At 61.1% G+C, this 21,642-nt stretch carries 18 protein-coding genes and 1 pseudogene; 10 read left to right on the top strand and 9 right to left on the bottom strand.

Annotated features, from left to right (window positions below; genetic code table 11):
- Positions 1-48 precede the first annotated feature (48 nt).
- From IY73_RS03365 to thiE, 3 genes are all read right to left on the bottom strand, one after another.
- The gene (locus IY73_RS03365; RefSeq protein ID WP_053978828.1) at positions 49-2,580 is read right to left on the bottom strand and encodes a tetratricopeptide repeat protein; all 2,532 of its coding nucleotides are present in this window, start codon (positions 2,578-2,580) and stop codon (positions 49-51) included.
- Positions 2,580-4,013, bottom strand: a complete 1,434-nt coding sequence (locus IY73_RS03360; RefSeq protein WP_053961833.1) for a hypothetical protein — start codon at positions 4,011-4,013, stop codon at positions 2,580-2,582. Before IY73_RS03360 ends, IY73_RS03365 begins: the two co-directional genes overlap by 1 nt.
- A gap of 184 nt (positions 4,014-4,197) precedes the next feature.
- Entirely contained in the window at positions 4,198-4,956 is a 759-nt protein-coding gene (thiE, locus tag IY73_RS03355) for a thiamine phosphate synthase (protein WP_053961832.1), read from the bottom strand.
- Between the two features lie 239 nt (positions 4,957-5,195).
- On the opposite strand from thiE, the gene IY73_RS03350 reads away from it, so the two are divergent.
- The 5 genes from IY73_RS03350 (at position 5,196) to IY73_RS03330 (ending at position 9,695) form a co-directional block, all read left to right on the top strand.
- A complete protein-coding gene (locus IY73_RS03350) occupies positions 5,196-6,440 on the top strand; it encodes an FAD-dependent oxidoreductase (RefSeq protein ID WP_053978827.1) in 1,245 nt (414 codons plus the stop codon).
- 64 nt (positions 6,441-6,504) lie between these two features.
- Positions 6,505-6,705: a sulfur carrier protein ThiS gene (gene thiS / locus IY73_RS03345; RefSeq protein ID WP_053961830.1), complete on the top strand. Its 201-nt coding sequence runs from the start codon at positions 6,505-6,507 to the stop codon at positions 6,703-6,705.
- A gap of 3 nt (positions 6,706-6,708) precedes the next feature.
- Complete coding sequence (thiG, locus tag IY73_RS03340; RefSeq protein ID WP_082345362.1) at positions 6,709-7,572, top strand: thiazole synthase; 864 nt, start codon at positions 6,709-6,711, stop codon at positions 7,570-7,572.
- Between the two features lie 70 nt (positions 7,573-7,642).
- Positions 7,643-8,623 carry an ATP-binding cassette domain-containing protein gene (locus IY73_RS03335; protein ID WP_053979191.1) on the top strand — a complete coding sequence of 327 codons (981 nt, stop codon included), beginning with the start codon at positions 7,643-7,645 and terminating at the stop codon, positions 8,621-8,623.
- Between the two features lies 1 nt (position 8,624).
- Positions 8,625-9,695 (top strand): ABC transporter permease, encoded by a 1,071-nt coding sequence (locus IY73_RS03330; protein WP_053961829.1) that lies wholly within the window; start codon positions 8,625-8,627, stop codon positions 9,693-9,695.
- 221 nt (positions 9,696-9,916) lie between these two features.
- On the opposite strand, the gene thiC is transcribed toward IY73_RS03330, so the two are convergent.
- Positions 9,917-11,704, bottom strand: a complete 1,788-nt coding sequence (gene thiC / locus IY73_RS03325; protein WP_053961828.1) for a phosphomethylpyrimidine synthase ThiC — start codon at positions 11,702-11,704, stop codon at positions 9,917-9,919.
- A 306-nt stretch (positions 11,705-12,010) separates the two neighbouring features.
- On the opposite strand from thiC, the gene IY73_RS03320 reads away from it, so the two are divergent.
- A complete protein-coding gene (locus tag IY73_RS03320) occupies positions 12,011-13,690 on the top strand; it encodes a hypothetical protein (RefSeq protein WP_096334763.1) in 1,680 nt (559 codons plus the stop codon).
- A 204-nt stretch (positions 13,691-13,894) separates the two neighbouring features.
- On the opposite strand, the gene ppk2 is transcribed toward IY73_RS03320, so the two are convergent.
- The 4 genes from ppk2 to IY73_RS03300 all read right to left on the bottom strand — a co-directional run bounded on the left by ppk2 (position 13,895) and on the right by IY73_RS03300 (position 17,057).
- Positions 13,895-14,830: a polyphosphate kinase 2 gene (gene ppk2, locus IY73_RS03315; protein WP_053961826.1), complete on the bottom strand. Its 936-nt coding sequence runs from the start codon at positions 14,828-14,830 to the stop codon at positions 13,895-13,897.
- Positions 14,831-14,962: 132 nt separating this feature from the next.
- On the bottom strand, positions 14,963-15,298 hold the full coding sequence (locus tag IY73_RS03310) for a hypothetical protein (protein WP_053961825.1): 336 nt from the start codon (positions 15,296-15,298) through the stop codon (positions 14,963-14,965).
- Positions 15,299-15,439: 141 nt separating this feature from the next.
- Complete coding sequence (locus tag IY73_RS03305) at positions 15,440-16,261, bottom strand: exodeoxyribonuclease III (protein ID WP_053961824.1); 822 nt, start codon at positions 16,259-16,261, stop codon at positions 15,440-15,442.
- 145 nt (positions 16,262-16,406) lie between these two features.
- Positions 16,407-17,057, bottom strand: a complete 651-nt coding sequence (locus tag IY73_RS03300) for a peptide deformylase (RefSeq protein WP_053961823.1) — start codon at positions 17,055-17,057, stop codon at positions 16,407-16,409.
- Between the two features lie 87 nt (positions 17,058-17,144).
- On the opposite strand from IY73_RS03300, the gene thrC reads away from it, so the two are divergent.
- The 4 genes and pseudogenes from thrC to IY73_RS03280 form a co-directional block, all read left to right on the top strand.
- Positions 17,145-18,611: a threonine synthase gene (gene thrC / locus IY73_RS03295; protein ID WP_053961822.1), complete on the top strand. Its 1,467-nt coding sequence runs from the start codon at positions 17,145-17,147 to the stop codon at positions 18,609-18,611.
- Between the two features lie 6 nt (positions 18,612-18,617).
- A complete protein-coding gene (locus IY73_RS03290; RefSeq protein ID WP_053961821.1) occupies positions 18,618-18,860 on the top strand; it encodes a DUF3263 domain-containing protein in 243 nt (80 codons plus the stop codon).
- Between the two features lie 89 nt (positions 18,861-18,949).
- A complete protein-coding gene (locus tag IY73_RS03285) occupies positions 18,950-19,483 on the top strand; it encodes a LytR C-terminal domain-containing protein (protein ID WP_053961820.1) in 534 nt (177 codons plus the stop codon).
- Positions 19,484-19,689: 206 nt separating this feature from the next.
- Positions 19,690-19,913: pseudogene (locus IY73_RS03280) on the top strand (MMPL family transporter); the annotation flags it as partial.
- 241 nt (positions 19,914-20,154) lie between these two features.
- Here IY73_RS03280 and IY73_RS03275 read toward each other — a convergent pair.
- Positions 20,155-21,549: a M20/M25/M40 family metallo-hydrolase gene (locus tag IY73_RS03275; RefSeq protein ID WP_063665746.1), complete on the bottom strand. Its 1,395-nt coding sequence runs from the start codon at positions 21,547-21,549 to the stop codon at positions 20,155-20,157.
- Between the last annotated feature and the right edge of the window lie 93 nt (positions 21,550-21,642).

Below are 21,642 nucleotides of genomic sequence, written 5' to 3'. Positions count from 1 at the left end.
CACCTCTACAACACCGCGCGTGCCGGTCCCCTCGATAGTTACGAAAAACTAGAACAGGGTGACCGGCCGCAGTGTATTTGCCATATCCACCAGACGGTAGCGGTGCACCCGGGTGGGGGCGTTGCGGGCCATAATGCGTAGACTCCGCTCCAGCCCGCCACGGACACCATTGCGCGAAAAATGCAGGTGGAAAATGGTCTTGTGGTTTTCGGCATAGCGCAGCTTGTTGTAGCGCAGCCACCGCAGGGCTGCTTCCAACACAACGATCCGTATCTGCCGAATACGGGGTTCAGTCTCCGGCAACGTCATTAGCATGTCCGCTGCCTTCACTAGTGCATCCTCCGTCAGCTCGGCGGGTGGGCGACGTACCATCATCAGCACAGCCGTCAGCACAGCCGTCGGGTAGTGGCGGTTGTTGGACAGTAGTTCGGAGAGTGTGTTTACGGCCCGGTCGACTTCTCCAAGCTGGTTGAGCTGGCGGGCAAGGCCGAAGCCGGCCGACACGGTGGTGTGGTCGCAGCGCCAGCAGGTGCGGTAGTAGCTGCGGGCTATGGCCTGCCACTCCTCCTTCTCGGCCAGGGACATATCGAGTTCGTCTTGCACGATGAGTTCAGAGGTGGAGGCGAGGGCTAGTTTGGGGCCGGTTTCGCCGGGAAGGCTGTCGAGAACTCTATCGAAGTGCTGGTAGGCGGAGCGGTAGTGGTGCTTGAGTAGGCTAGTGATGCCCTGGAACCACTCGTAGCGCCAGTCCAGGATGTGGGGGTGCATCTGCGTGAGGATGTCTTTGGCCATCCGGGGGTCGCCCAGGTCAATGTAGGAGCGCACGATGGCGAGGGGCACTTCGGTGGAGTGACGGGCGGGGGAGTCGGGGTTTTGCAGGGCGGCCATCAGTTGGTCGATACGTTCCTGCGGGGTGGAGTAGCTGGTGGCGTTGACGAGTTGGACGCCGGGATCGTCCGGGCCGGAGAGTGGGAGGGGGAGCGCCTCTGCGAGTGACTCCGGGTTGAGGAGGAAGTCGTGCATCTGGCCATCGCGGAGGAAGTCGGTGCGGGCTACCTCTTTGGTGATGCCGAAGGTGTTGCGCTGGGGCGAGAACTGGGTGGAGAGGAAGGGGTATTCGCGGCCTTCCCGTTCGGAGAGAATCTCCCGCAGTACGCCCATGAGCTGTACGGACATGTCGTCGGCGGAAACGAAGCGCCGCTTTGGGTTGGGGTCGGTGGCGCGGCGGAGGAGCCGGTAGAGGTTGTCATGTTTGTACATGAGTGGTTCGTCGCTGGGGGACGGGATGCCGGGCTTGTAGACGCCGTCTTTGTGAGGAAGCCGCATGATGAGGGCGGCCAGGGTGCGGCCGACGGTGTAGATATCGGAGGCGACGGAGGGGCCACTGGTGGCAATTTCGGGAGCTTGGAAACCGGGAGTGCCGTAGATGTAGCCGAATTTGCCGATGGGGGTGACGGCTCCCATGTCGATGAGCTTCACCTGGTCCTCGGTGAGCATGATGTTTTCGGGTTTGAGGTCGTTGTAGGTGAGTCCGAGGGAGTGGAGGTGGTAGAGGGCAGGGAGGATTTCCAGGATGTAGCCGATGGCGAGGGTGACGTCAAGAACGTGCCCGGGGTTGGAGTTGCGGACGGTGCGCAGGGAGGGGCCGCCCACGTATTCCATGACGATGTAGTTGGCATCGTCGGGTTGGGTTCTGCTGTGGTGGGCAGGGTTGTGGTCGATGACGAAGTTGTAGATGTTGACGATACCGGGGTGGGTGACCTGTGCAAGGAATTCTTTTTCGGCGCGGGCGACTTCGAGGGATTCTTCCCGGTTGGTGTCGAGGAGGCCCTTAAAGACGACCCAGCGTTCCGAGACGTTGTGGTCGCGGCCGATGTAGATCCATCCCATACCGCCGTAAGCGATGACGCCTTGGATTTCGTATTGGTCGCCTACCCAGGCGCCAGGTTTTAAGCGGGGGAGGGGGACGCCTTTTTGTTTGGCGACTTTAGCGACTTTTTCGCGGCTCAACAGAGCGTCGCGGGGATCATAGGGGGTGATGAACGGGATGGTGACGAGTCCATCGGCGACGCGGCGACCGGGCCGCTGTTGAACTTCGAATTCGGTGGTGAGGCGGTCAGCGGTGTCGGTGCGGTGGAATTGTTCGCCGCCGTTGGGGCCGTGCACGACGGGGACTTTGACGACGCCGACGGTACTGACGTCGTCAGTGTCGGGGGTGTTGATGGCAGCGGTGGGTGTGTCGCTGGGGTTGCCGTTGGGGTTGCCGTTGGGGGCGCCGTTGGGGGCGCCGTTGGGGGCGCCGTTGGGGGCACCGTGCGGAGGGGAGGCGGAGGTAGACGCAGCGTCGGGCAGGGTGGGTTCGCCCAGGGCGAGGAGTTCAGAGAGCGAATACTCGTCCTCGTCATCGTCGTCGTCCAGGTTGAAGGGGACAGCGGCGGTCATGGCGGTCATGGCGGTCATGGCAGTTGCGGGTTCGCTGACGGGCCCGGTTGGCCCAGTCGGCCCGGTTGGCCCAGTCGGCCCCGTTGCGCGGGTCGGCCCGGTCGGTTCGGTGGTCGGTTCGGTGGTGTCTTCGCTCATTACTCGTACTCCCGGTAGCGGGGGAGGAACCCGGCAACTACACAGACGGACTCCAGCACCAGCAGGATGACGAGTCCCACGCCGGTGGCAAAGATCGTGCTGTGGGCGAGGTTGGCACTATCGCGAACTTGACCACGGGCGGCGCTGATACAGCGTTGTAGAAGTGCATCGACCTCGTTGAACTGTCCGCCGCCGGCACTGCGGGCCATGCTGGTGGCGATGGCAGTAGCTTCCCTGCGGTTTCCGTCAGCCAGCTGGTCCACCATCTCCTGGTGGGTATCCCGCCACGCGTGGAGAGCAGTAGTGGTCTGCTCGGAGAGCTTTACTGTTTCTGCTGAGTTGGTGCGTTCTGCGAAAGTGTCGACAGCCTCCGTCACCTTATCCATGTTCTTGAGGAACGGTGCAGAGTCGATGGTCGACCCGGCGTTGGCCTGGGAGAGTTCCACCATCTCGTGGGAGCGCATCTGCTGGGCGGTAATGCGGGCGTCGGTGAGGATCTCGGAAATGGAGTGGTTGTCGGGGACGCTGCTGTCGGCGGTGGCGAAGGAGATACCGGAGGAGACCAACACCCACAAGAGGGAGACGATTGCCAGCACGGTGGCGGCCAGGAGCCCCAGGTTAAAACGGCGGCGGGTGACGTGAGTGAGCCACAGTTGTGCGGCTACCAGCGCGCCAATAAGCAGGATCAGGCAGAAACCGGCGGCGTAGAGGGGGCGCGCCCAGGCTTTCTGCGCCACGTTGATGGAGGCGTAGCGGTTTTTGTAGAGCTGTTCGGCGTCAGGGAGCAGCTGCTCTTCCATGATGGAGCGGGCATCGGCCTGGTGCATGATGGTGAGCGGGTTGTTCATACTCTGCTCGGCGACAGCCTGGCCAATACGGGCCGTGTAGACAGGAATGTTGGCGTTAATCTGCACGAGCAACGTTCGGTCGGCTTTGTCGTAGGTGGAGGCACCGGAGCGGGAACCGATTGCGTTGGTGGAAGCGTTAATGATGGCGCGTTCGTATTGACGCGTTACCTGGTCGTTCTCCTCAGTGGTCATGAACTGTGTGGTGGCGGCAGTGTCGGCGAGGGAGAGGGAACTGTAGAGCTGTTGGGAGGCGTGGGCGAGAGGTTCCGACTCGCGCAGCATGGTGTCGAGCTGCTGCTGCCGGTCGAAGGTGAGGGAGGCGGAGGCGCCGCCCAGGATGATGCAGCACAACAACAGCAGGGTGGTGACGATGGAGAATTTTCCGGGGGTGGTGGAGAGGAAGCCGCGGAGGAAGGAGAGTCGCTCCCGCACACTGAACTCGTGATTGTTGACAGGGTTGTCGGAGGTTTCGTCGTAGTCGAAGCTGGCGTTGAGAGCTTTGTCGATGGCGCGGTTTTGGACGGCGTTACGTAGTTCCGTGAGGGGCCGTTCGGGGAGGAGGCGTTGACGCGGAGTGAGGCGCATCGGTGAACAACCTCCTCAAGCGATTCATCTGACACAGCTTGTACAGCTGGCACAGCCGGTGCAGCTGATACATCTGGTGCAGCCCGCAAAACACAGCGGGCAGCGGCTAGTCCTACCTATAGTGTCGATTCTGCCAGTTTTTGTGTTACTTGTCTGGTTGCTCGTGAGGTGGATACGCCTTCGCCTATTCGCCAGTGGCACAGGCGCGAAGATCACGGGCCGCGGCGACGGGATCGGGGGCGTCGGTGAGGGCACGCACCACCACCAGCCGGTTCGCCCCGGCTGCCACCACTTCGGGGGCGTTGTCGGTGTTGACGCCTCCAATAGCGAACCAAGGTTTGACCGCCTGCTGGCGGGCTTTGGCTTGTTGGCGGGCGGCATAATCCACCAACTCCAGGCCGACGCCGGGGCGGCCGGGCTTGGTGGGGGTGGCCCAGATAGGGCCAGTGCAGAAGTAGTCGATGAAGGGGTTGGCCAGAGCGGAGTCCACATCGGCGGGGGAGTGGCAGCTGAGGCCCAGCACCGTGTCGTCACCGAGAATCTGGCGGGCCACCTCGGTGGGAATGTCGTCTTGTCCGACGTGAGCGACGTCGGCTCCGGCAGCGACTGCCACATCCATGCGGTCGTTGACGGCCAGCAGTGCCCCGTGTGCGTGCACCACCTCAGCAAGTACCCGCAGTGCCTCCAGTTGTTCGAGGATCGTCATCTTTCCCAGTTCGTGTTCCCCCACGGAGTTTTTGTCGCGTAACTGGATGATGTCACAGCCGCCTTCACAGACCTGCTCGGCGAGTTCCCGCAGGGCGGTGAAGCGGGGGCGGTCTCCGTCTAGGTGGCGCCGGGCGTCTACGCACAGGTAGAGGTGGGCATCCTGGAGTCGTTCGCGGGGGGCGACGGTGCTCTGGCTGCGAGCTGCGGCGGAACGGGAGGTGGGTTCGGACGGCATAAGTTTCACATCTCCTAGCGTGCCACATTTCAACGAGTAGGGTAGATAAGTAGATAAAGAAGAGATTTATTTCCCGGGAGCCTCCGGGTCTGTCCGGTCTGTGGCAGGCTGTCAACTACCGACGGATCCTCCGCTGGTGAGGTGTGATGTCGTCACTGAGCGGAGAGGCTGAGAGGGACTCGTGGAGTCCGACCGGTTGAACCTGCTCCGGATAATTCCGGCGAAGGGAGCGCGCTTTTATGTTTGACCTCAGCTCACGTATTACTGCGACTGATTCCAGTGGTAAAGCGTTAGGGACAAACATCGCCGTGGTCGGTGGATCTGTTATCGGCCTCGCTACCGCACTCAAAGCGGCCTCGGCAGGCTTCACCGTCACTGTCTATGACCCTTCCCTCGCCTGGGGGAACTCGGCTGGGTGGTGTGCTGGCGGCATGCTCGGCGGCATCACTGAAGCGTGGCCGGGGGAGGATGAACAGCTGCGCTTGGGGGCTGCCTCGCTGCGCCATTGGCCGGGTTTCGGCGGAAAACTGAACGCCGACCACCCCAACGTTTTCACCTCCACGGTCGGCACCTTGAACGTGGGTGTGGACGAGGGTGACGTGGAGGATCTTGAGAAGATCTACCAGTACGTCACTGAGCGGGAGGATCTGTGGGCCCGTGGTGGCACCATCGACGGGGTGGCGCCCTTCTTAGCCCCCGGTTCGGATAATCCGGTGGATGCGCGGATGCGTAAGATCACCCGCCGCGAGCTGCGTGCGCTGGAGCCGTCGCTGAGCCGGGCTGCTCGAGCGGCTCTCCTCACCGAGGGGGAGCGTTCTGTCGATAACCGCGAATTGTTGGCGGCGCTGCGTGAGCAGTGCGAGGGAACCTATGGCGTCACCCTCTGTGAACGCCAGATTGATGACTTGAACGACCTGGTGAACGGCAAGGTGGGTAATTACGACCAGGTGGTACTGGCAGCTGGTAGTGGTTCCCAGGCCCTTGCGGCCACCGTGGGGCTTAACCTACCTATTCGCCCCATTAAGGGGGAGGTGCTGCGCCTCCACTTCCGCCCCGGTGTGCCAGAGCCGCCCAAGCGCACAATCCGCGGCCGTGTGCATGGCCGCCCCATCTATTTGGTGCCGCGTCCGTGGGGTCTGCTCATCGGTGCCACCGAATACGAGCATGGGGAGGACCGTCAGGTGACGGTGGGCGGTGTCCTTCAGCTACTGGAGGACACGGAGATTCTCTTCCCCGGCGTCACTGACTACGAACTCTACGAGTGCATCGCCGGCCTCCGCCCGGGCAGTATCGACAACCTGCCCTATCTGGGCCGGGTCGAGGAGGCCTTGGATGGTCGCCTGGTGGTGGCCACCGGGCATGGCCGCAACGGTATTCTCCATACGCCGCTCTCCGCAGTGGCAGCGGTAGCTGCTCTGGTAGGCCAGGAATTGCCGGAGGCAAAGTCTTGCGATCCGCACCGCATCCCGAACTTCATTCTTTAGTGTGCCTCTTTACCCCCGTCACTCTGCAGAGGGCGGTTGCCCTTTCCGACAACAGGAGGAAACCATGATCATTACCGTGAATGGTGAAACGACCACCATCGCTGACAACGCCACTGTCGCCGACCTTATGGCCGAGCGCCAGCTCACCAGTGCGGGTACCGCGGTTGCAGTTGACGCCGCTGTCGTCCCCGCATCCCAGTGGGCCACCAGCACCCTCGCGGAGGGTGCTGAGGTGGACATTCTTACCGCCGTCCAGGGAGGCTAACCAATGCGTGATGAGAACCAGGCAGAGGAGCTCACCCAGCGTCTCGCTGCCAGCGACCATGCTGATGCTGGTGAGGATCTGCTCACTATTGCCGGCCGTTCCTTCCGCTCGCGTCTCATCATGGGTACCGGCGGTGCGGCTAACCAACAGGTGCTGAAGGAGGCACTCGATGCCTCCGGCACCGAGCTAACCACCGTCTCCATCCGCCGGGTGGATGCCCGCTTGGGCCATGGTACGGGTGCCGCCAGCACCCTGGAGCTCTTGCAGGATCTCAATATTGATCCGCTCCCCAACACGGCCGGCTGCCGTACTGCCCGTGAGGCAGTGCTGACTGCCCAGCTGGCACGGGAGGCACTGGACACGAACTGGATCAAGCTGGAAGTAATTGCCGACGACCGCACCTTGCTCCCCGATGTTGTTGCCCTACTGGACGCAGCCGAGCAACTTATCGATGACGGTTTTAAGGTGCTGCCCTACACCACCGACGACCCGATCATTGCCCGTTATCTGGAGGAGGTGGGCTGTTCGGCAGTGATGCCGCTGGCCGCCCCCATTGGTACCGGCTTGGGTATTCGCAACCCGCACAACCTGGAGATGATTATTGCTCAGGCGAATGTACCGGTGGTGTGCGATGCCGGTATTGGTACCGCCTCGGATGCTGCCCTGGCTATGGAAATGGGCTGTGACGCCGTTCTGATGGCCTCCGCTATTACCCGGGCGACAGAGCCGGTGATGATGGCGCGGGCAATGCGCCATGCGGTAGCGGCGGGTCGCGCTGCCTACCGAGCCGGCCGTATGTCGAAGCGGTTCTGGGGTAAGGCGTCCTCCCCGGCCGGCCACTTCGACCTTTCCGACGAGGACGACTAGCCGCAAAGTTTTAACCACACAGCAGTGTGTTCACAGGAAGCCTCCAGGTTTCTGGTGAATGCTGGTTCTCATGATTGAGATTTCAGGGCTCACTAAGCGGTTTGGGAAGAAGACCGCTGTAGACGACCTCACCTTCACCGTCGAACCAGGACACATCACTGGCTTCCTTGGTCCGAACGGCGCAGGCAAGTCCACCACCATGCGCATGATTGTCGGCTTGGAAACCCCTGACACCGGTACTGCACTCATTGGCGGCGTGTCCTACCGTTCGCTCACCAACCCACTGTGTACAGTCGGTGCCCTGCTGGACACCCGCTGTATGCACCCCAAGCGCTCCGGACGTAACCACTTGCGCTACATGGCCGCCTCCAACGGCATCTCCAGGGAACGCGTCGACGAATGCCTTGACCTGGTGGGTCTTACGGAGGCCGCGAACAACCCCACCCGCTCCTACTCCATGGGTATGCGCCAGCGCCTTGGCATGGCTGAAGCTATGCTCGGAAACCCCAGCTGCCTGCTCTTCGATGAACCCATCAACGGCCTGGATCCCGAAGGTATCGCCTGGTTCCGCCACTTCGCCAAGAGCCTTGCCGCGGAGGGGCGTGCCATTCTCGTCTCCTCTCACCTGCTCTCTGAGATATCCCTGACCGCTGACCGCCTGGTTGTCCTCGGCCAGGGCAGGCTCCTCGCTGACACCACCGTGACGGAGTTTGCCAAGCAGGCTCCCACCCAGGTCCGGGCCCGCACCAAGTTCGCCCCGCAGCTGGTGCAGGTGCTCACCGAGGCTGGCTTGTCCGCCGCCATCGACCCCACCGACCTCAGCATCGACCCGTCGCTGGGGGCAGCCGTCCTGGTGGATGTGGAGAGCACCTCCGCTGTTGCTGACCTGGCTGCGGAGAACAACATTCCGCTCTACGAGCTAGTGACGGTAGGTGCCACTGTTGAAGACGTCTACCTGCAGATGACGCAGGAGTGGGAGCAGTATCGCAGTGGCAGCATGTCTGGTACCGCCCCGGTTGTGCCAGCTTCTAGCGGAAAGGAGGCTAAGTAGTATGAAGACGTTCTATCACGCTATGCGCGCCGAGTGGATCAAGATGTGGTCCGTCCGGTCTGCCCTTGTCTCCACCATCATTATTGGCGTTTTCGGTATCGCTAGCTCCGCGTTTGTCGCCTGGCTCTACCGCAGCCTGCTGCACGGACCAGGCGTCGTCGTTTCCTTCGCTTATCAGCCGGAAGAACTCCTCATGGGTGTGACGGGTATCGGTTTTCTCGTGGTGCTCATCTTCTCTGTCACCATGGTGACCACCGAGTACAGTACCCTCACCATTGAATCCACGTTCCGTGGAACCCCGCGCCGCCCCCTTGTTTTCCTGGCAAAGCTGGTGGTGGGTGGCCTCTACATGGCGCTGGTGGGTCTTGTCACCACCTTCCTTGCCGGTCTGGCAGCGAAGCTTGTCACGATCAATGTCGGTGACGTGGAGATCTTCTCCTCTACCTGGGCCAACTACTACTGGCGTATCCCGGTAGCATTCTTCTTGGTGGCGCTTTTGTCGATGGGAATCGGCATGATCATCCGCAATACTGCTGGTGCCATTGCACTGCTAGTGGTGTGGATGACGGCTATTGAAACCATACTTCTGGTGTTCTCCGCCAAGGTGAACTTTGGTTCGTTCCTGCCGTTCCAGAACATCTACTATTTCATTAACGGCTCTGCGACCACGCCAGTATTTACCTTTAAGTGGAACCAGTACGGAGCCGGTGCCTACTTCTTCGGCATTGCGGCGCTGCTTTTCCTCATCGGGCTCTTCGTGGCCGATCCGGCACTGCGAACGTTCAAGAGTGCTCCGAAGCCGGTTGCGGTCAATACGACTGCAGATGCCCCGGCTGCGGGGTCTACGCTACCGTCCGCTCCTGTGGCCCCGACTACCGCTGTTGCTCCGGCTGTCCCTGGCACTCCAGCTGCTCCGGTATCCCGACTACAGCAGGTTCCTATGGCTAACCGGGCTAGTACCGGCTCGACAGTTCCGCCCCAAGCTGGTGGAGCAGAGTTGCCGCTAGAGGCAATGCCGCCCAGCGACGCTGTGGAACCCCGTGATCCCAATAAGGGTGCCCACGAGCTGTAACTCGCTGCCACTGAGGAAGACTGAGCAACGCTGAGCAACGCTGAATCAGCGGCTTACTCCTCGGGAATGTTGGCTCGTACACTGCGCTTATGTGAGTGTCGCGCAGTAGCGTGAAACTATAGAACAAAGCCGGGACAGTCTCGTACTGTCCCGGCTTCGTTATCTCCAATTAGTGTTGCGGAGACCTTCTCTGTTGGAGGGCCCTTTCTTGAGGGCCTGTTCTACAGGGTGTTGGTCGCCTGCAACTCCTCGACAGGCACGTAGACTTCGCCGCCTACGGCCTCAAATTGGGCAGCTTTCTCCGCCATACCGGCCGCGATAGCTTCCTCGCTGTCCAGTCCGTGCTCGCGGGCGTAGTCCTGCACATCCTTTGAAATGCGCATCGAGCAGAACTTCGGGCCACACATGGAGCAGAAATGGGCGTGCTTGGCGGGCTCGGCTGGCAGTGTCTCGTCGTGGTAGTCCTGTGCGGTATCCGGGTCCAACGCCAGCGCGAACTGGTCGCGCCAACGGAACTCGAAGCGGGCCCTGGACATCGCATCGTCACGAGCTTGCGCATTCGGCAGCCCCTTTGCTAAGTCGGCGGCATGGGCAGCAATCTTGTATGTTACGCACCCCACCTTCACGTCGTCCCGGTTGGGTAGGCCCAGATGCTCCTTGGGGGTGACGTAGCAGAGCATAGCGGTACCGGCCTGGGCGATAATCGCCGCGCCAATAGCCGAGGTGATGTGGTCGTAGGCGGGGGCAATGTCGGTGGCCAACGGCCCCAGTGTGTAGAAGGGGGCCTCGTGGCACCAGTCCTCTTCCAGGGTGACGTTTTCCACGATCTTGTGCATTGGTACGTGTCCGGGGCCTTCGATCATCACCTGGGCACCGTGCTCCCAGGCGATCTTCGTCAGCTCACCCAGGGTGTGTAGCTCGGCGAGCTGTGCCTTGTCATTGGCGTCGGCGATGGAGCCAGGGCGCAGGCCGTCACCCAGTGAGAAGGTCACATCGTAGCTGGCCAGGATGTCGCACAGTTCGGCGAAGTTCTCGTACAGGAAGGACTGCTTATGGTAGGCCAGGCACCAGGCGGCCATAATGGAACCGCCGCGGGACACAATACCGGTCACGCGGTTGGCGGTGAGCGGCACATACTGAAGCAGCACGCCGGCGTGGATGGTCATGTAGTCTACGCCCTGCTCACACTGCTCAATGACAGTGTCCTTGTAGATCTCCCAGGTGAGTTTGGTGGGGTCGCCCTTCACCTTTTCCAACGCCTGGTACATGGGGACGGTACCCAGCGGGGTGGGGCAGTTACGGAGGATCCACTCGCGGGTTTCGTGGATGTCCTTGCCTGTGGACAGGTCCATGATGGTGTCGGCTCCCCAGCGGGTGGCCCACACCATCTTCTCCACTTCTTCTGCAATGGAGGAGGTGACGGCGCTATTGCCAATATTGGAGTTGATCTTGGTAGCGAAGCGTTTGCCGATGATGCACGGTTCCGCCTCCGGGTGGTTATGGTTGCAACAAATGACGGCGCGTCCGGCGGCGACTTCTTCCCGCACTAGTTCGGCTGGCATGTTTTCGCGGGCGGCGATGAACGCCATCTGTGGGGTGATGATGCCATTGCGTGCCCACGCCAGTTGGGTGCGCACTAGTTTCTGCCCCTCGGGGGTGTCGCTGGTGGGGTCGGCAGGGACGGCGGCGAACTGGGGCCAGCTTTCGTGGAGGCGTTCTAGGCCGGCTTCGAGGTCCGGCTGGAAGGGGTAGCTGCCATCTTCTGTGGGGGCGTACTGGGTTTCCGTGTAGATACCGGAGGTGTCGTAGACGTCGCAATGCTCACCGTTGGTGAGGTTGATGCGGCGGACGGGGACGCGGAGAGTGCAGGTGGTGGGTGAGCCTGCAAGGAGGGTTGCTCCGGGGGCGGATTCCGCTGCGTCGTAGGGCACGTCGAGGTAGTGCTTCTCGCTGCGGTAGATGGGTCCCGTGGTGATCGTAGAAATGGAGCTACGGGCAGAATTGTTCATTATTACTCCCTCTTCGGCATTATCCGATCAGGTCATGGCGGTCATGCACACGCCTATGCATTCTCAGCCCCAGGGTCGGTGGAGCACCCGCAATTTTGTTGTTGCATCCTTGAGCGTAGCGGATAGAGATTTTTTTGCACCCTGTTGGCAAGCGTTTTGGTGTTTCTGCTGTTGGTGATGGGTGTGGGTTAATTGCCTTGTTTCCACAGGTTTCCACTTTTGTGTTAAGTGTAAAACTATTTTTCTATGCTGAAGGCACTGCGGAACACACACAGTTCCGTCTCCCCTCTCCTAAGGAGCACCACCATGCACCGCTGCCCACGTACCATGCCGTCTACAGCATCCGCAGTACTTGTCTCCGCCGCCCTCTTCTTTACTGGAGCAGGTGTCGCCCAGGCTGCCCCCGATACCCCTCAGCCGCAGATTGACCGCACCTCCACCCCTGCCGAGTGCGTACCCTTCATTGGTGATCCAGTCAAGGGCTACGGCCAATATCCGTTGGGCCTACGTGCCCCAGACTACGGCACAGATGGTTACGACATGCTTCCCCTCGCCCGGGGGAAAAATCTCCCCACCAGGGTGGACCTGCGCGACAATACCCAAGGTTTCAACCAGCGCATCGAGGTCGCGCTGCGTGATGGTACTATCTTCGTCCGCTTCCGCGGTGGCGCTAAACCCTGGCGAGAAATGCCCACCCCCAGCTGCCTGCGCGGCAAGATTGTGGGCATCTCCATTAACGAAGGCGCCATGGTAGCCCTCGACCGCGGCGGCTGGATCTACACCATAAGCCAGCTGCTCTCCTCTCCCTCCAAGTGGGGCTGGATCCGTGCCTGGGGTGGCCCGGTGTGGTTCGGCAAGGGCGAGCAATCCCCCAACATCGACAACGGCAAGTGGTCCTTCAGTCTCATCGGTAACCACACTGATAAGACCTACCAGGACCCTTCCGGTAAGCAGCAGCCCATTTCCCTGGCCAAGTGCACCCAGGTGATCGCCCTCTCCCAGGATGGCAGCCGCATCTACTCGATGGACCCGTGGCTGGCCACCGACTACTCTTACGAGGTCGGCACCCCGCTGAACTCGCGGTTCCTCGTGCACACCATGTCCGCTTCCGGCTCAGTCGTCTTCATCACCAACAAGTACGGCGACATGTACGTGCGCCAGTCGGACTTCGACATCAACGGCTCCGACCCGGCCCAATTCCGCTACACCTGGCATGAGGACAACCGGCCGGTGGCCAAGGATGCGCTACAGCACCGCCTCGACCCCCGCACCGCTGCCATTAAGCTGCCCCCGCAGGACTGGCAGCACCAGCCGAAGATTCCCGGCACCATCACCGACCGCATCTCCATCCACTCCACCGCCCCCGGCTCCCAGAACCGTGAGCTGCGCGTGGAAGGCATCAAGGGCGGCGTGACCGGATTCTGGCACAAGATGGTGGACGGCAAGAAGTGGGCCTTTACCCCCACCAGCCAGCCGCTCAAGGGCAAGGTGCTGCAGAATCCGGCACAGGATCGCTCCCGTGACACTCTGCGCGCCCCGTCCCCCTACAACTTCCGTGGCACCCTAGTGCCAGGTGTGCAGTTGGACGTTCATGAGTTCGCCTACGCCTCGGTGACCCGCCCGGTACGCCTTACCATCAAGGGCAAGGCCTATAAAGTGCTACTGCACAGTGTGGATGGGCGCCTGGGTACCCCGCTGACCATGCGTATGCAGCCGTTCGAGGGCGAGTTCGGCCCCCGCCCGGCCGGCTTGGTTGCCACGGTGAAGCGTAATTACGTGGCGGCCTTCGCGATTCCACAAAATCTGTGGGCCACGGCCAAGAGCGACCCGGCACTGGCTGCCTTTATCAAGACCTACATGGCAGGTGAGCGTGTCCACGAAATCTATCTACGGGTGACGAGCAACCAGATGGAGGTCATCAACTCCCCGGTAGACGGTGTGGCAATGCCGCTGGTGAGCACCGTCTCCACCTTGCGCAGCTACTAGGAGGTGGGGAGACGGGAGCGTCCCGTGTCCCTTCGCCACCCCTCATCGGGTTACTGCCTTCCCTGATCGGAGCACGGTGGTTTTCATCTGGTCGCGGTATCTCTCATCCAGTCACAACAAACCATCACCCGGTAGTTCTCCATGAGCGGTGGCTATACCGGGCAGACTGCTAGGTACGTGTCGGGTGAGCGGAGACAGACGGTCTCACTCCAGGTGGGCGAGCTTTTGGGCTTTCTTACCACGCTGGTTCTCTGGCAGAGTGTCCCTGCCGCGCTGCACCACTTTGGAATCGGGGTTGAACACCACCTGGGTGTCCTTGTCCTCATAGTCGAACTTGTTGAGGAAGTAGCGCAGGGCGTTGATGCGGGCGCGCTTCTTGTCGTTGGACTTGATGACGGTCCAGGGGGCCCAGTTGCTGTCGGTACGGCGGAACATCTCTTCTTTGGCGTCCGTGTACTTCTCCCATTTATCCAGGGACTCTAGATCCATAGGGGAGAGTTTCCAACGGCGTACCGGGTCCAGTTGGCGGATAGCGAAGCGGGTGCGCTGCTCCTGCTGGCTTACCGAGAACCAGAACTTGGTAAGGGAGATGCCGTCCTCGATGAGCATCTTCTCGAACTTGGGGGCCTGGTGCATGAAGAGTTCGTACTCGTCTTGTGTGCAGAAACCCATCACCCGCTCCACATTGGCGCGGTTGTACCAGGAGCGGTCGAACATGACGATCTCGCCGGCAGAGGGCAAGTGTTCACTGTAGCGCTGGAAGTACCACTGATTCTTTTCTCGTTCGGTGGGCTTGGAGAGTGCCACCACACGGGCGTGCCGGACGTTGATGTATTCGTTGAAGCGCTTGATGGTACCGCCCTTACCGGCAGCATCGCGACCCTCGAAGATGATGAGGTGGCGCAGTTTGTTGTCCACTGACCAGTTCTGGAATTTCAGCAGCTCAATCTGCAGCAGGTACTTCTCCACCTCGTAGCTGTTGCGGTGCATACGGTGGTGGTAGGGATAGTTTTCCCGCCAGGTATCGACGGCCTTTCCGTTGATGTCGATAAGGTCGGGGTCTTCACCGTGGTCGTCACGAACGGTGTATCCCTCGGCGCGGAGGCGGTCGATGTAGTCTCGAAGTTCGCGATTTTCCATTCCTACCCTTTTTTGTCCGGTTAAATACCAAGTTTAGCGGGGGATTCCACAGAAGTCTGACAAGCGACCAAAAGTTCCTTGGGGATCCCATATCCGTTGTGGCAGAACCACAACGTGCCAACACAATAGATGCTATTTGGTGTTTGGGCCGGTAAAGAGAGGTGGAAGGGGCTCCGTACCAGTGGGGCAGCTCACCGAGGACAGTACATTGTCCTGCGACGGCGGGATGGTGACGTCACGGCTGAGGAACTTCACGCGCTCTGGATTGTCCAGGCTGGCACACTGCACCACAAGCTTGCCCGTGTAGGTCTTGTCAGTGGGATTGGTGCACGTGACACCAGCCTCCTGGCCAGTGGTGTAGGTATTGCAGTGCGGGTGTTCTGCCGCATGTGCGACAACAGGCACTACGGCAACCGAGGTAAGGAGAGTAGAGGTCAAAGCGACCGATAGGGCAGTGAGGCGTGTCATACCTTCATGGTAGGTCGCTGAGAGAGAAATTTAAAGGTGTAAACACCACTTAGCGAAAAGTTCATCTTCGCAGCTAGGTGGCAATTTTAGAGCAGCGTCAAAGAAGCCTGGACGCCAGCTGGGAAGGTTGACGGCAGGAACCTAGTCGGTCACCTCAAGAAGCACCGGAACATGATCACTGGCCCCTTGGCCCTTCCGCTCCTCACGGTCAATGGACACCCCCGTCACCCGATCCGCCAGAGCCGGGCTCAGGTAGGCAAAGTCGATGCGCATACCGTAGTCCTTAGGGAAGCTCAGCCGCGTGTAATCCCAATAGGTGTAGGTATGCGGCTCGGGAAGAAACTCCCGGGTAATTTCTCGGAAGCCCGTCTCACCCAGCGCCGCGAACGCCTCCCGCTCCGGTGCGGAAAGATGCGTCTTCCCCACAAAAAACTCGGGGTCCCACACGTCCGTATCCAGCGGGGCCACATTCCAGTCGCCTGCCAGCATCATCTGCACCTCCGGATCCTCCGCCAGCCACCCGGCCGCCGCATCCCGCAGCTTGCGCAGCCACTCCAACTTGTAGGTGTAGTGGCGGTCAGTGAGCTCACGACCATTGGGGATGTAAAGGCTCCATAGGGTGGTGGGTCCACTGGGTTCCAGTGCGCCCACCACGGCCGACACTGCCCGCGCTTCCATCACTTGTTCCGCCTCCGGGTCCTTTGCGAAACCGGGTTGGCCAGGGAAATGCTCTTCAACGTCCTCGATCCCGATCCGGGACACAATGGCGACGCCGTTCCACTGGTTGTAGCCCACGTGGGCCACCTCGTAGCCCATCTCCTCGAAACGCTCGAAGGGGAACTGTTCATCCTTACACTTGGTCTCCTGGATACAGAGGGCATCCACGTCATTGGCCAGAAGCCAGTCGGTCACACGGTCGACGCGTGCGCGGATAGAGTTCACATTCCAGGTAGCCAAACGCATGGTTGCAGTTTACCGCCCCGTCCCCACAGCGGAGACGGGGCGACGGAGTCAGTGCTCATTACCTGCCGCGAGGGTGCGCATAACGTGCCGAGACGACTGCATCAGACGGGGAAACTCTGATAGTGTGACCCGAAAACAGGGTGGCCTAGGAGAAGGGATCCGGGTCCACCCCCGGCATCCACGACCGCCCCGGCTGATCCCACTTCCGGTTCTTAAACAGGCGCTTCACCTTCGGGCGGGCAAACACTGGCACAAACTCCGTATAAAGATGCCCATCCAGGTGCCCCACCTCGTGCTGTAGGCACTTCGCAAAGAAACCGTAGCCCGACAACATGATGGGCTTCCCGTGCGCATCGGTACCCGTCACCTGCGCCCAGTCGTAGCGGTCCAACGCGAAATGGGCACCGGGAACAGACAAGCACCCTTCCCCCTCCCGCAACAGGACCGGCTCCCCATTGGGCGGATTATCCACCGTAAGAACAGGATTAATAACGCAGGCGATCCGGTTCATACCATTTTTGCTCCAACCCGGGCGGCCCGCCCGCTCCCGAATCATGTCGGGCGTCATCTCCTCGCCCAACGGGAGATCCGTATCCGGGCAGTCGATCACAAAAATCCGTTTACCCACCCCAATCTGGTTGGCAGACAACCCCACTCCGCCACTCGCAGCGAGCGTGTCATACATGTCCTTAATGAGCGTCTGCAGCGCTTTCGTCACCCCACCACTGAGGTCAACTACCTCAGTGGGATGGTGCAGGACGGGGTCACCGGCAATGACAATAGGGCGTACGGTCATGCCTTCAGCTTACCCGCTGGTGAGGGTACCCTGCGTGTTCTTAACCCGCTGTTCGTGACCTGCGCAAAGCTCAGTTAGAATAGACACGTGCGCTATCTATCTACTCGCGACCACGACCAGACCACCACCAGCTTCTGCGACATCCTGCTGGAAGGCCTCGCCCCCGACGGCGGTCTCTACCTGCCGGAGCAGTACCCCACCATCGGTGCTGCCGACCTCGATCGCTGGCGGAACCTCCTCAACGAGCGGGGCTACGCAGCCCTTGCCGCCGACGTTCTCACCCTCTTCATCGACGATATCCCCGCCGAGGACCTCAAGGACATCTGCGCCCGCGCCTACTGCACTCCCAAGTTCTCCGAAGACGACATCGTCACCGTCAAGCACCTGGAAGACGACATCTACATCGGCGGCCTCTCCTACGGCCCCACCGCCGCCTTCAAAGACATGGCCATGCAGCTGCTCGGTGAACTCTTCGAGTACGAACTGAAACGCCGCAACCAAGTCCTTAATATCCTCGGCGCCACCTCTGGTGACACCGGCTCCTCCGCCGAATACGCCATGCGCCGCCGCGACGGTATCAGCGTCTTCATGCTCACCCCGCGGGGCCGCATGACCGCCTTCCAACAGGCCCAAATGTTCTCCATTGCGGACCCCAATGTCGTCAACATGGCAGTAGACGGTGTCTTTGACGACTGCCAGGACATCGTCAAAGACGTCAGTCGGGACCTCCAGTTCAAGCGCACTTGGAGCATCGGCGCCGTTAACTCCATCAACTGGGCGCGTCTCATGGCACAGATCGTCTACTACATCTGCTGCTGGATCCGCCTCACCGAACAGGTCGACCCCTCCCAGCGGAACACCACCGCCGTCAGCTTCGCCGTGCCCACCGGCAACTTCGGCGACGTCTGCGCCGGGCACGTCGCCCGCACTATGGGTGTGCCCATCGACCGCCTCATCGTCGTCACCAACGAAAACGACGTGCTCAACGAGTTCTTCACCACCGGTGTCTACCGGGTGCGCTCCGCCGAGCAGACGCTGGCTACCTCCAGCCCCTCCATGGATATCTCCAAGGCCTCCAACTTTGAGCGCTTCATCGCCGACCTGTTGGGGCGCGACGCCGCACGCATCGACGACCTCTTCGGCAACCAGCTGACAGTGGAAGGCTACTTCGACCTCTCCGCCGACCCTGCCTTCGCCACCGTCGAAAGCGAGTACGGATTCCTCTCCGGCCGCTCCACCCACCAGGACCGTCTTGCCACCATCCGCACCTCCTGGGAAAACAGTGGCATCATGGTCGACCCGCACACCGCAGACGGTGTCAAGGTTGCCCGGGAGCTCACCGCCGACGGTACCGTCACCACCCCTATCATCTGCTTGGAAACCGCCCTTCCGGTGAAGTTTGCCGACACCATCAAGGAAGCTACCGGCCGTCTCCCCGACACCCCGGAACGTTTCCAGGGCATCGAAGACCTCCCCCGCCATGTGGTGGACGTCCCCAACGACACCCAGTCGGTGAAGGACATCATCGCCAACACCCTCACCCCCCAGGAGTAGACCAGGGTGTTGACGGACGACGAGCGCGCGCTGCTGGCCTTTGAACGCCAATGGTGGCGCTACGCAGCCAGCAAGGAAGACGCTATCCGGGTGCAGTTCGACATGAACGCCACCCGCTACTACCAAAAGCTCAACACTCTGCTCGACAAACCCGACGCGATGGCAGAGGATCCGGCTTTGGTCCGACGGCTCCAGCGAGTGGCAGACTCCCGCTCAAGGGCCCGTCACCAGCGCGGAAAAAGGGTGTAACCGCCGGTATCCGCACTAATTTTGAGATCGAAACGCGCCGTCAGCGTACGGCCTCCCCTAATAACCGCTAAACTAGCAGCGTGGCTGATATGAACAAGAGCACCCAAGACAACATTGAGCGCGACTCCGCCGGCTTCCCGTACCGGGCACTCGCCATGGTACTGATTGCCGCCGCACTGGTCTGCGCCATCGTCGGCATCTTCATGCTGGTCGACAATGGTCGCCACCAGGTACATGTCCGCACCAATCCCACCACCTCCAGCTCCTCCGTCTCCCAGAACGAAGCTGCCTCCAAGGAACAACAGAAGAAGGATGAGCCGGTGAAGGTCGACAAGGCTGCCGTGCGCGTCATCGTCCTCAACAACACTACCCGCGAAGGTTATGCTGGCCGCACCAGCGATGAACTCCGCGATGCCGGCTGGGCCAACCAGACCGCCGCCGCCAACTGCCCGCAAGGCGCCTGCGGATCCCTCAGCGCCTCCACCGTCTTCTACAAAGACAACCCGCAGTCGAAGGCCGCCGCGGAAAGTATCGCCAAACAGCTTAAGTTCACCACTGCCGTCCGTCCCGAGTGGCTCAACAAGCACTCCGAGGACGTCGTTGTGGTTCTTGCGAACGACTAACATGTAGCGGCCGCCCCGCCTCCTCCCCACACGGCCTCCTCCCGGTGGAGGCGGGGTGCTCCGCCATCCGCATGCCCTTTTCTCCTACTCCACGTCAGCCAAGAGAGAAAAAGAGACAGCCTGTCGCTAAATAGGCTGTCACTTTCCTCCCCACCCCGTACCGTAAAGGTATGGATAAACGCGTCATCGCAGCCTGGATCACCATCGGCGCCACCCTCGCCGCAGCCTTCGTCGTCCTCGGCGTCCTCCCCCTCATCGCCATGGCACAGTGCGGCATTATCGTCTCCCTCGGCGTCCTCCTCGACACCTTCCTCGTCCGCACCCTCCTCATCCCCGCCATCTTCACCACCACCGGAGACTCATCTGGTGGCCCAACACACTAGCCCACCGCAGTGCACACACCCCAGAACTAGCCTCCCACCAGAGCTAGCGCATTATCGGTGCTCACACAGTCCGGCAGCTAACCGGCCGACACCACACAACAACTACACACCACAAACAAGGTCCGCAGCCGCCCCACAAAGAACGCGTGCGGGCCTTGCCCACACAAACGACAAGCGCCGCCTAGCGAAAACTCGCCAGGCGGCGCTTGCTAAGTCTTAGCGAACTTTCGCTAAGACTGCGCTTGTGGGTTCTTAGCGATAATTCGCTAAGACTGTGCTTGTGGGTTCTTAGCGATAATTCGCCAAGAACAGTGCCTCCGCAGTGGCGATGGCGGTGATTTCGGTGGGGTCGACGGACTCGTTGGGGCCGTGGATACCGCAGAGAGGTTCTTCGACGCCGAAAAGCACCAGCTGAGTGTTGGGGTGGGCGGTCTTCAGCGCCGCGCACAGCGGGATGGACCCGCCATCCGCACTCAGCTCCACCTTATCCACAGACACGCCATAGGCTGCTGCCAACGCCTGTTGCATTCCCACATGGGCACTGCCAGAGGTATCCGCCAGATACGGCTCACCTGTCCCCAGCGGCTCACACTCCACCTGGGCATTCCACGGGCGATGGTTCTGCAGATGGGCGATCAGCTTTTCCTCTGCCTCCCGCACATCCATCTTCGGGGGTACCCGCAGGTTCAGCATTGCCGATGCCTCCGCAGGCACCGCATTAATCGCGTGAGCCGTGCTCGCCGCATCAACACCCGTTACGGTCAGTGTCGGGCGAGCCCACGCCAACTCGGAAGGTGTACCGGCCGTGGACAGCTCCACTCCCTCCAGCACACCTGCATCCGCCGCAAACTCTGCGGGCGAATACTGCACGCCTTCCCAGGTTTGGCTGGCATCGAGTCCATCAATGGTCAACCCACCATCGGCGTCCCGCAGGCTCGCCAACATGTGGATCAGGGCATAAAGGGCATCCGGAGCCGGGCCACCATACTGGCCCGAGTGAATGGGGGAGCGCAGCGTCTTCACCGTCACCTTCAGTGACACCACGCCGCGCAGTGAAATATTGATCGTAGGAACACCAACAGCCACATTGCCGGTGTCCGCAATAAGAATCGCATCCGCCGCAAACAGCTCGGGTTGCTCCGCGACGAGCATCTCCAAACCTTCGCCGCCGGCCTCTTCGGAACCCTCCACAACCAGCCGGACGCCAATGCCACCATAAGTGTGCTCGGGGTGGTCGGACTGGGGAGCCCATTCCCGCAACGCTCGCAGGGCAGCTAAGTGCGCCACCATATTGCCCTTGTCGTCGGCGGTGCCGCGCCCATACCAGCGCCCCTCCTTCTCCGTCAGCTCCCACGGGTTGGAGTTCCAGCCAGGCTGGTCGTCAGCCGGCTGCACATCGTGGTGGCAGTACAGCAGCACCGTGGGGCAGCCGTCCGCGGGGGCAGTGAAACCGAAAAGCGGGAAGGATCCGTCAACGGTCTCCACCGAGTGCACGTCGGCAATGCCAACTTCCGTGAACGACTGCTGAACCCAGGCGGCGCTTGCCGCGCAAGAGCCATTGTTGGTGCCGAAGACAGAATCGAAGCTGACAGCTGTGGTGAGGTCGGCTTTGACCTGGTCGCCTTGGCTGGCGATGTGGGTGCGGAGCTGGTCTGCTCCAACCAGGGGTGAGGACTCAGTCATGGGTGGTGGACTCCTCTAGTCGGTGGGTAGTGATGTCTCCCAGCTTACCCTTCCCCCACGAGCCTTCGGTGAGCCTTCCGCGAGGATAGGGTG

Origin of the sequence: Lawsonella clevelandensis, assembly GCF_001293125.1 — a bacterium.
Lineage (GTDB): Bacteria > Actinomycetota > Actinomycetes > Mycobacteriales > Mycobacteriaceae > Lawsonella > Lawsonella clevelandensis.
This window is presented reverse-complemented; position numbering and strand designations above follow the sequence as displayed.

Excerpts from the sequence above, each read along its gene's own strand:
- IY73_RS03365 (WP_053978828.1), bottom strand. The coding sequence starts at position 2,580 with ATGAGCGAAGACACCACCGAACCGACCACCGAACCGACCGGGCCGACC.
- IY73_RS03360 (WP_053961833.1), bottom strand. The coding sequence starts at position 4,013 with ATGCGCCTCACTCCGCGTCAACGCCTCCTCCCCGAACGGCCCCTCACG.
- thiE (WP_053961832.1), bottom strand. The coding sequence starts at position 4,956 with ATGCCGTCCGAACCCACCTCCCGTTCCGCCGCAGCTCGCAGCCAGAGC.
- IY73_RS03350 (WP_053978827.1), top strand. The coding sequence starts at position 5,196 with ATGTTTGACCTCAGCTCACGTATTACTGCGACTGATTCCAGTGGTAAA.
- thiS (WP_053961830.1), top strand. The coding sequence starts at position 6,505 with ATGATCATTACCGTGAATGGTGAAACGACCACCATCGCTGACAACGCC.
- thiG (WP_082345362.1), top strand. The coding sequence starts at position 6,709 with ATGCGTGATGAGAACCAGGCAGAGGAGCTCACCCAGCGTCTCGCTGCC.
- IY73_RS03335 (WP_053979191.1), top strand. The coding sequence starts at position 7,643 with ATGATTGAGATTTCAGGGCTCACTAAGCGGTTTGGGAAGAAGACCGCT.
- IY73_RS03330 (WP_053961829.1), top strand. The coding sequence starts at position 8,625 with ATGAAGACGTTCTATCACGCTATGCGCGCCGAGTGGATCAAGATGTGG.
- thiC (WP_053961828.1), bottom strand. The coding sequence starts at position 11,704 with ATGAACAATTCTGCCCGTAGCTCCATTTCTACGATCACCACGGGACCC.
- IY73_RS03320 (WP_096334763.1), top strand. The coding sequence starts at position 12,011 with ATGCACCGCTGCCCACGTACCATGCCGTCTACAGCATCCGCAGTACTT.
- ppk2 (WP_053961826.1), bottom strand. The coding sequence starts at position 14,830 with ATGGAAAATCGCGAACTTCGAGACTACATCGACCGCCTCCGCGCCGAG.
- IY73_RS03310 (WP_053961825.1), bottom strand. The coding sequence starts at position 15,298 with ATGACACGCCTCACTGCCCTATCGGTCGCTTTGACCTCTACTCTCCTT.
- IY73_RS03305 (WP_053961824.1), bottom strand. The coding sequence starts at position 16,261 with ATGCGTTTGGCTACCTGGAATGTGAACTCTATCCGCGCACGCGTCGAC.
- IY73_RS03300 (WP_053961823.1), bottom strand. The coding sequence starts at position 17,057 with ATGACCGTACGCCCTATTGTCATTGCCGGTGACCCCGTCCTGCACCAT.
- IY73_RS03285 (WP_053961820.1), top strand. The coding sequence starts at position 18,950 with ATGAACAAGAGCACCCAAGACAACATTGAGCGCGACTCCGCCGGCTTC.
- IY73_RS03275 (WP_063665746.1), bottom strand. The coding sequence starts at position 21,549 with ATGACTGAGTCCTCACCCCTGGTTGGAGCAGACCAGCTCCGCACCCAC.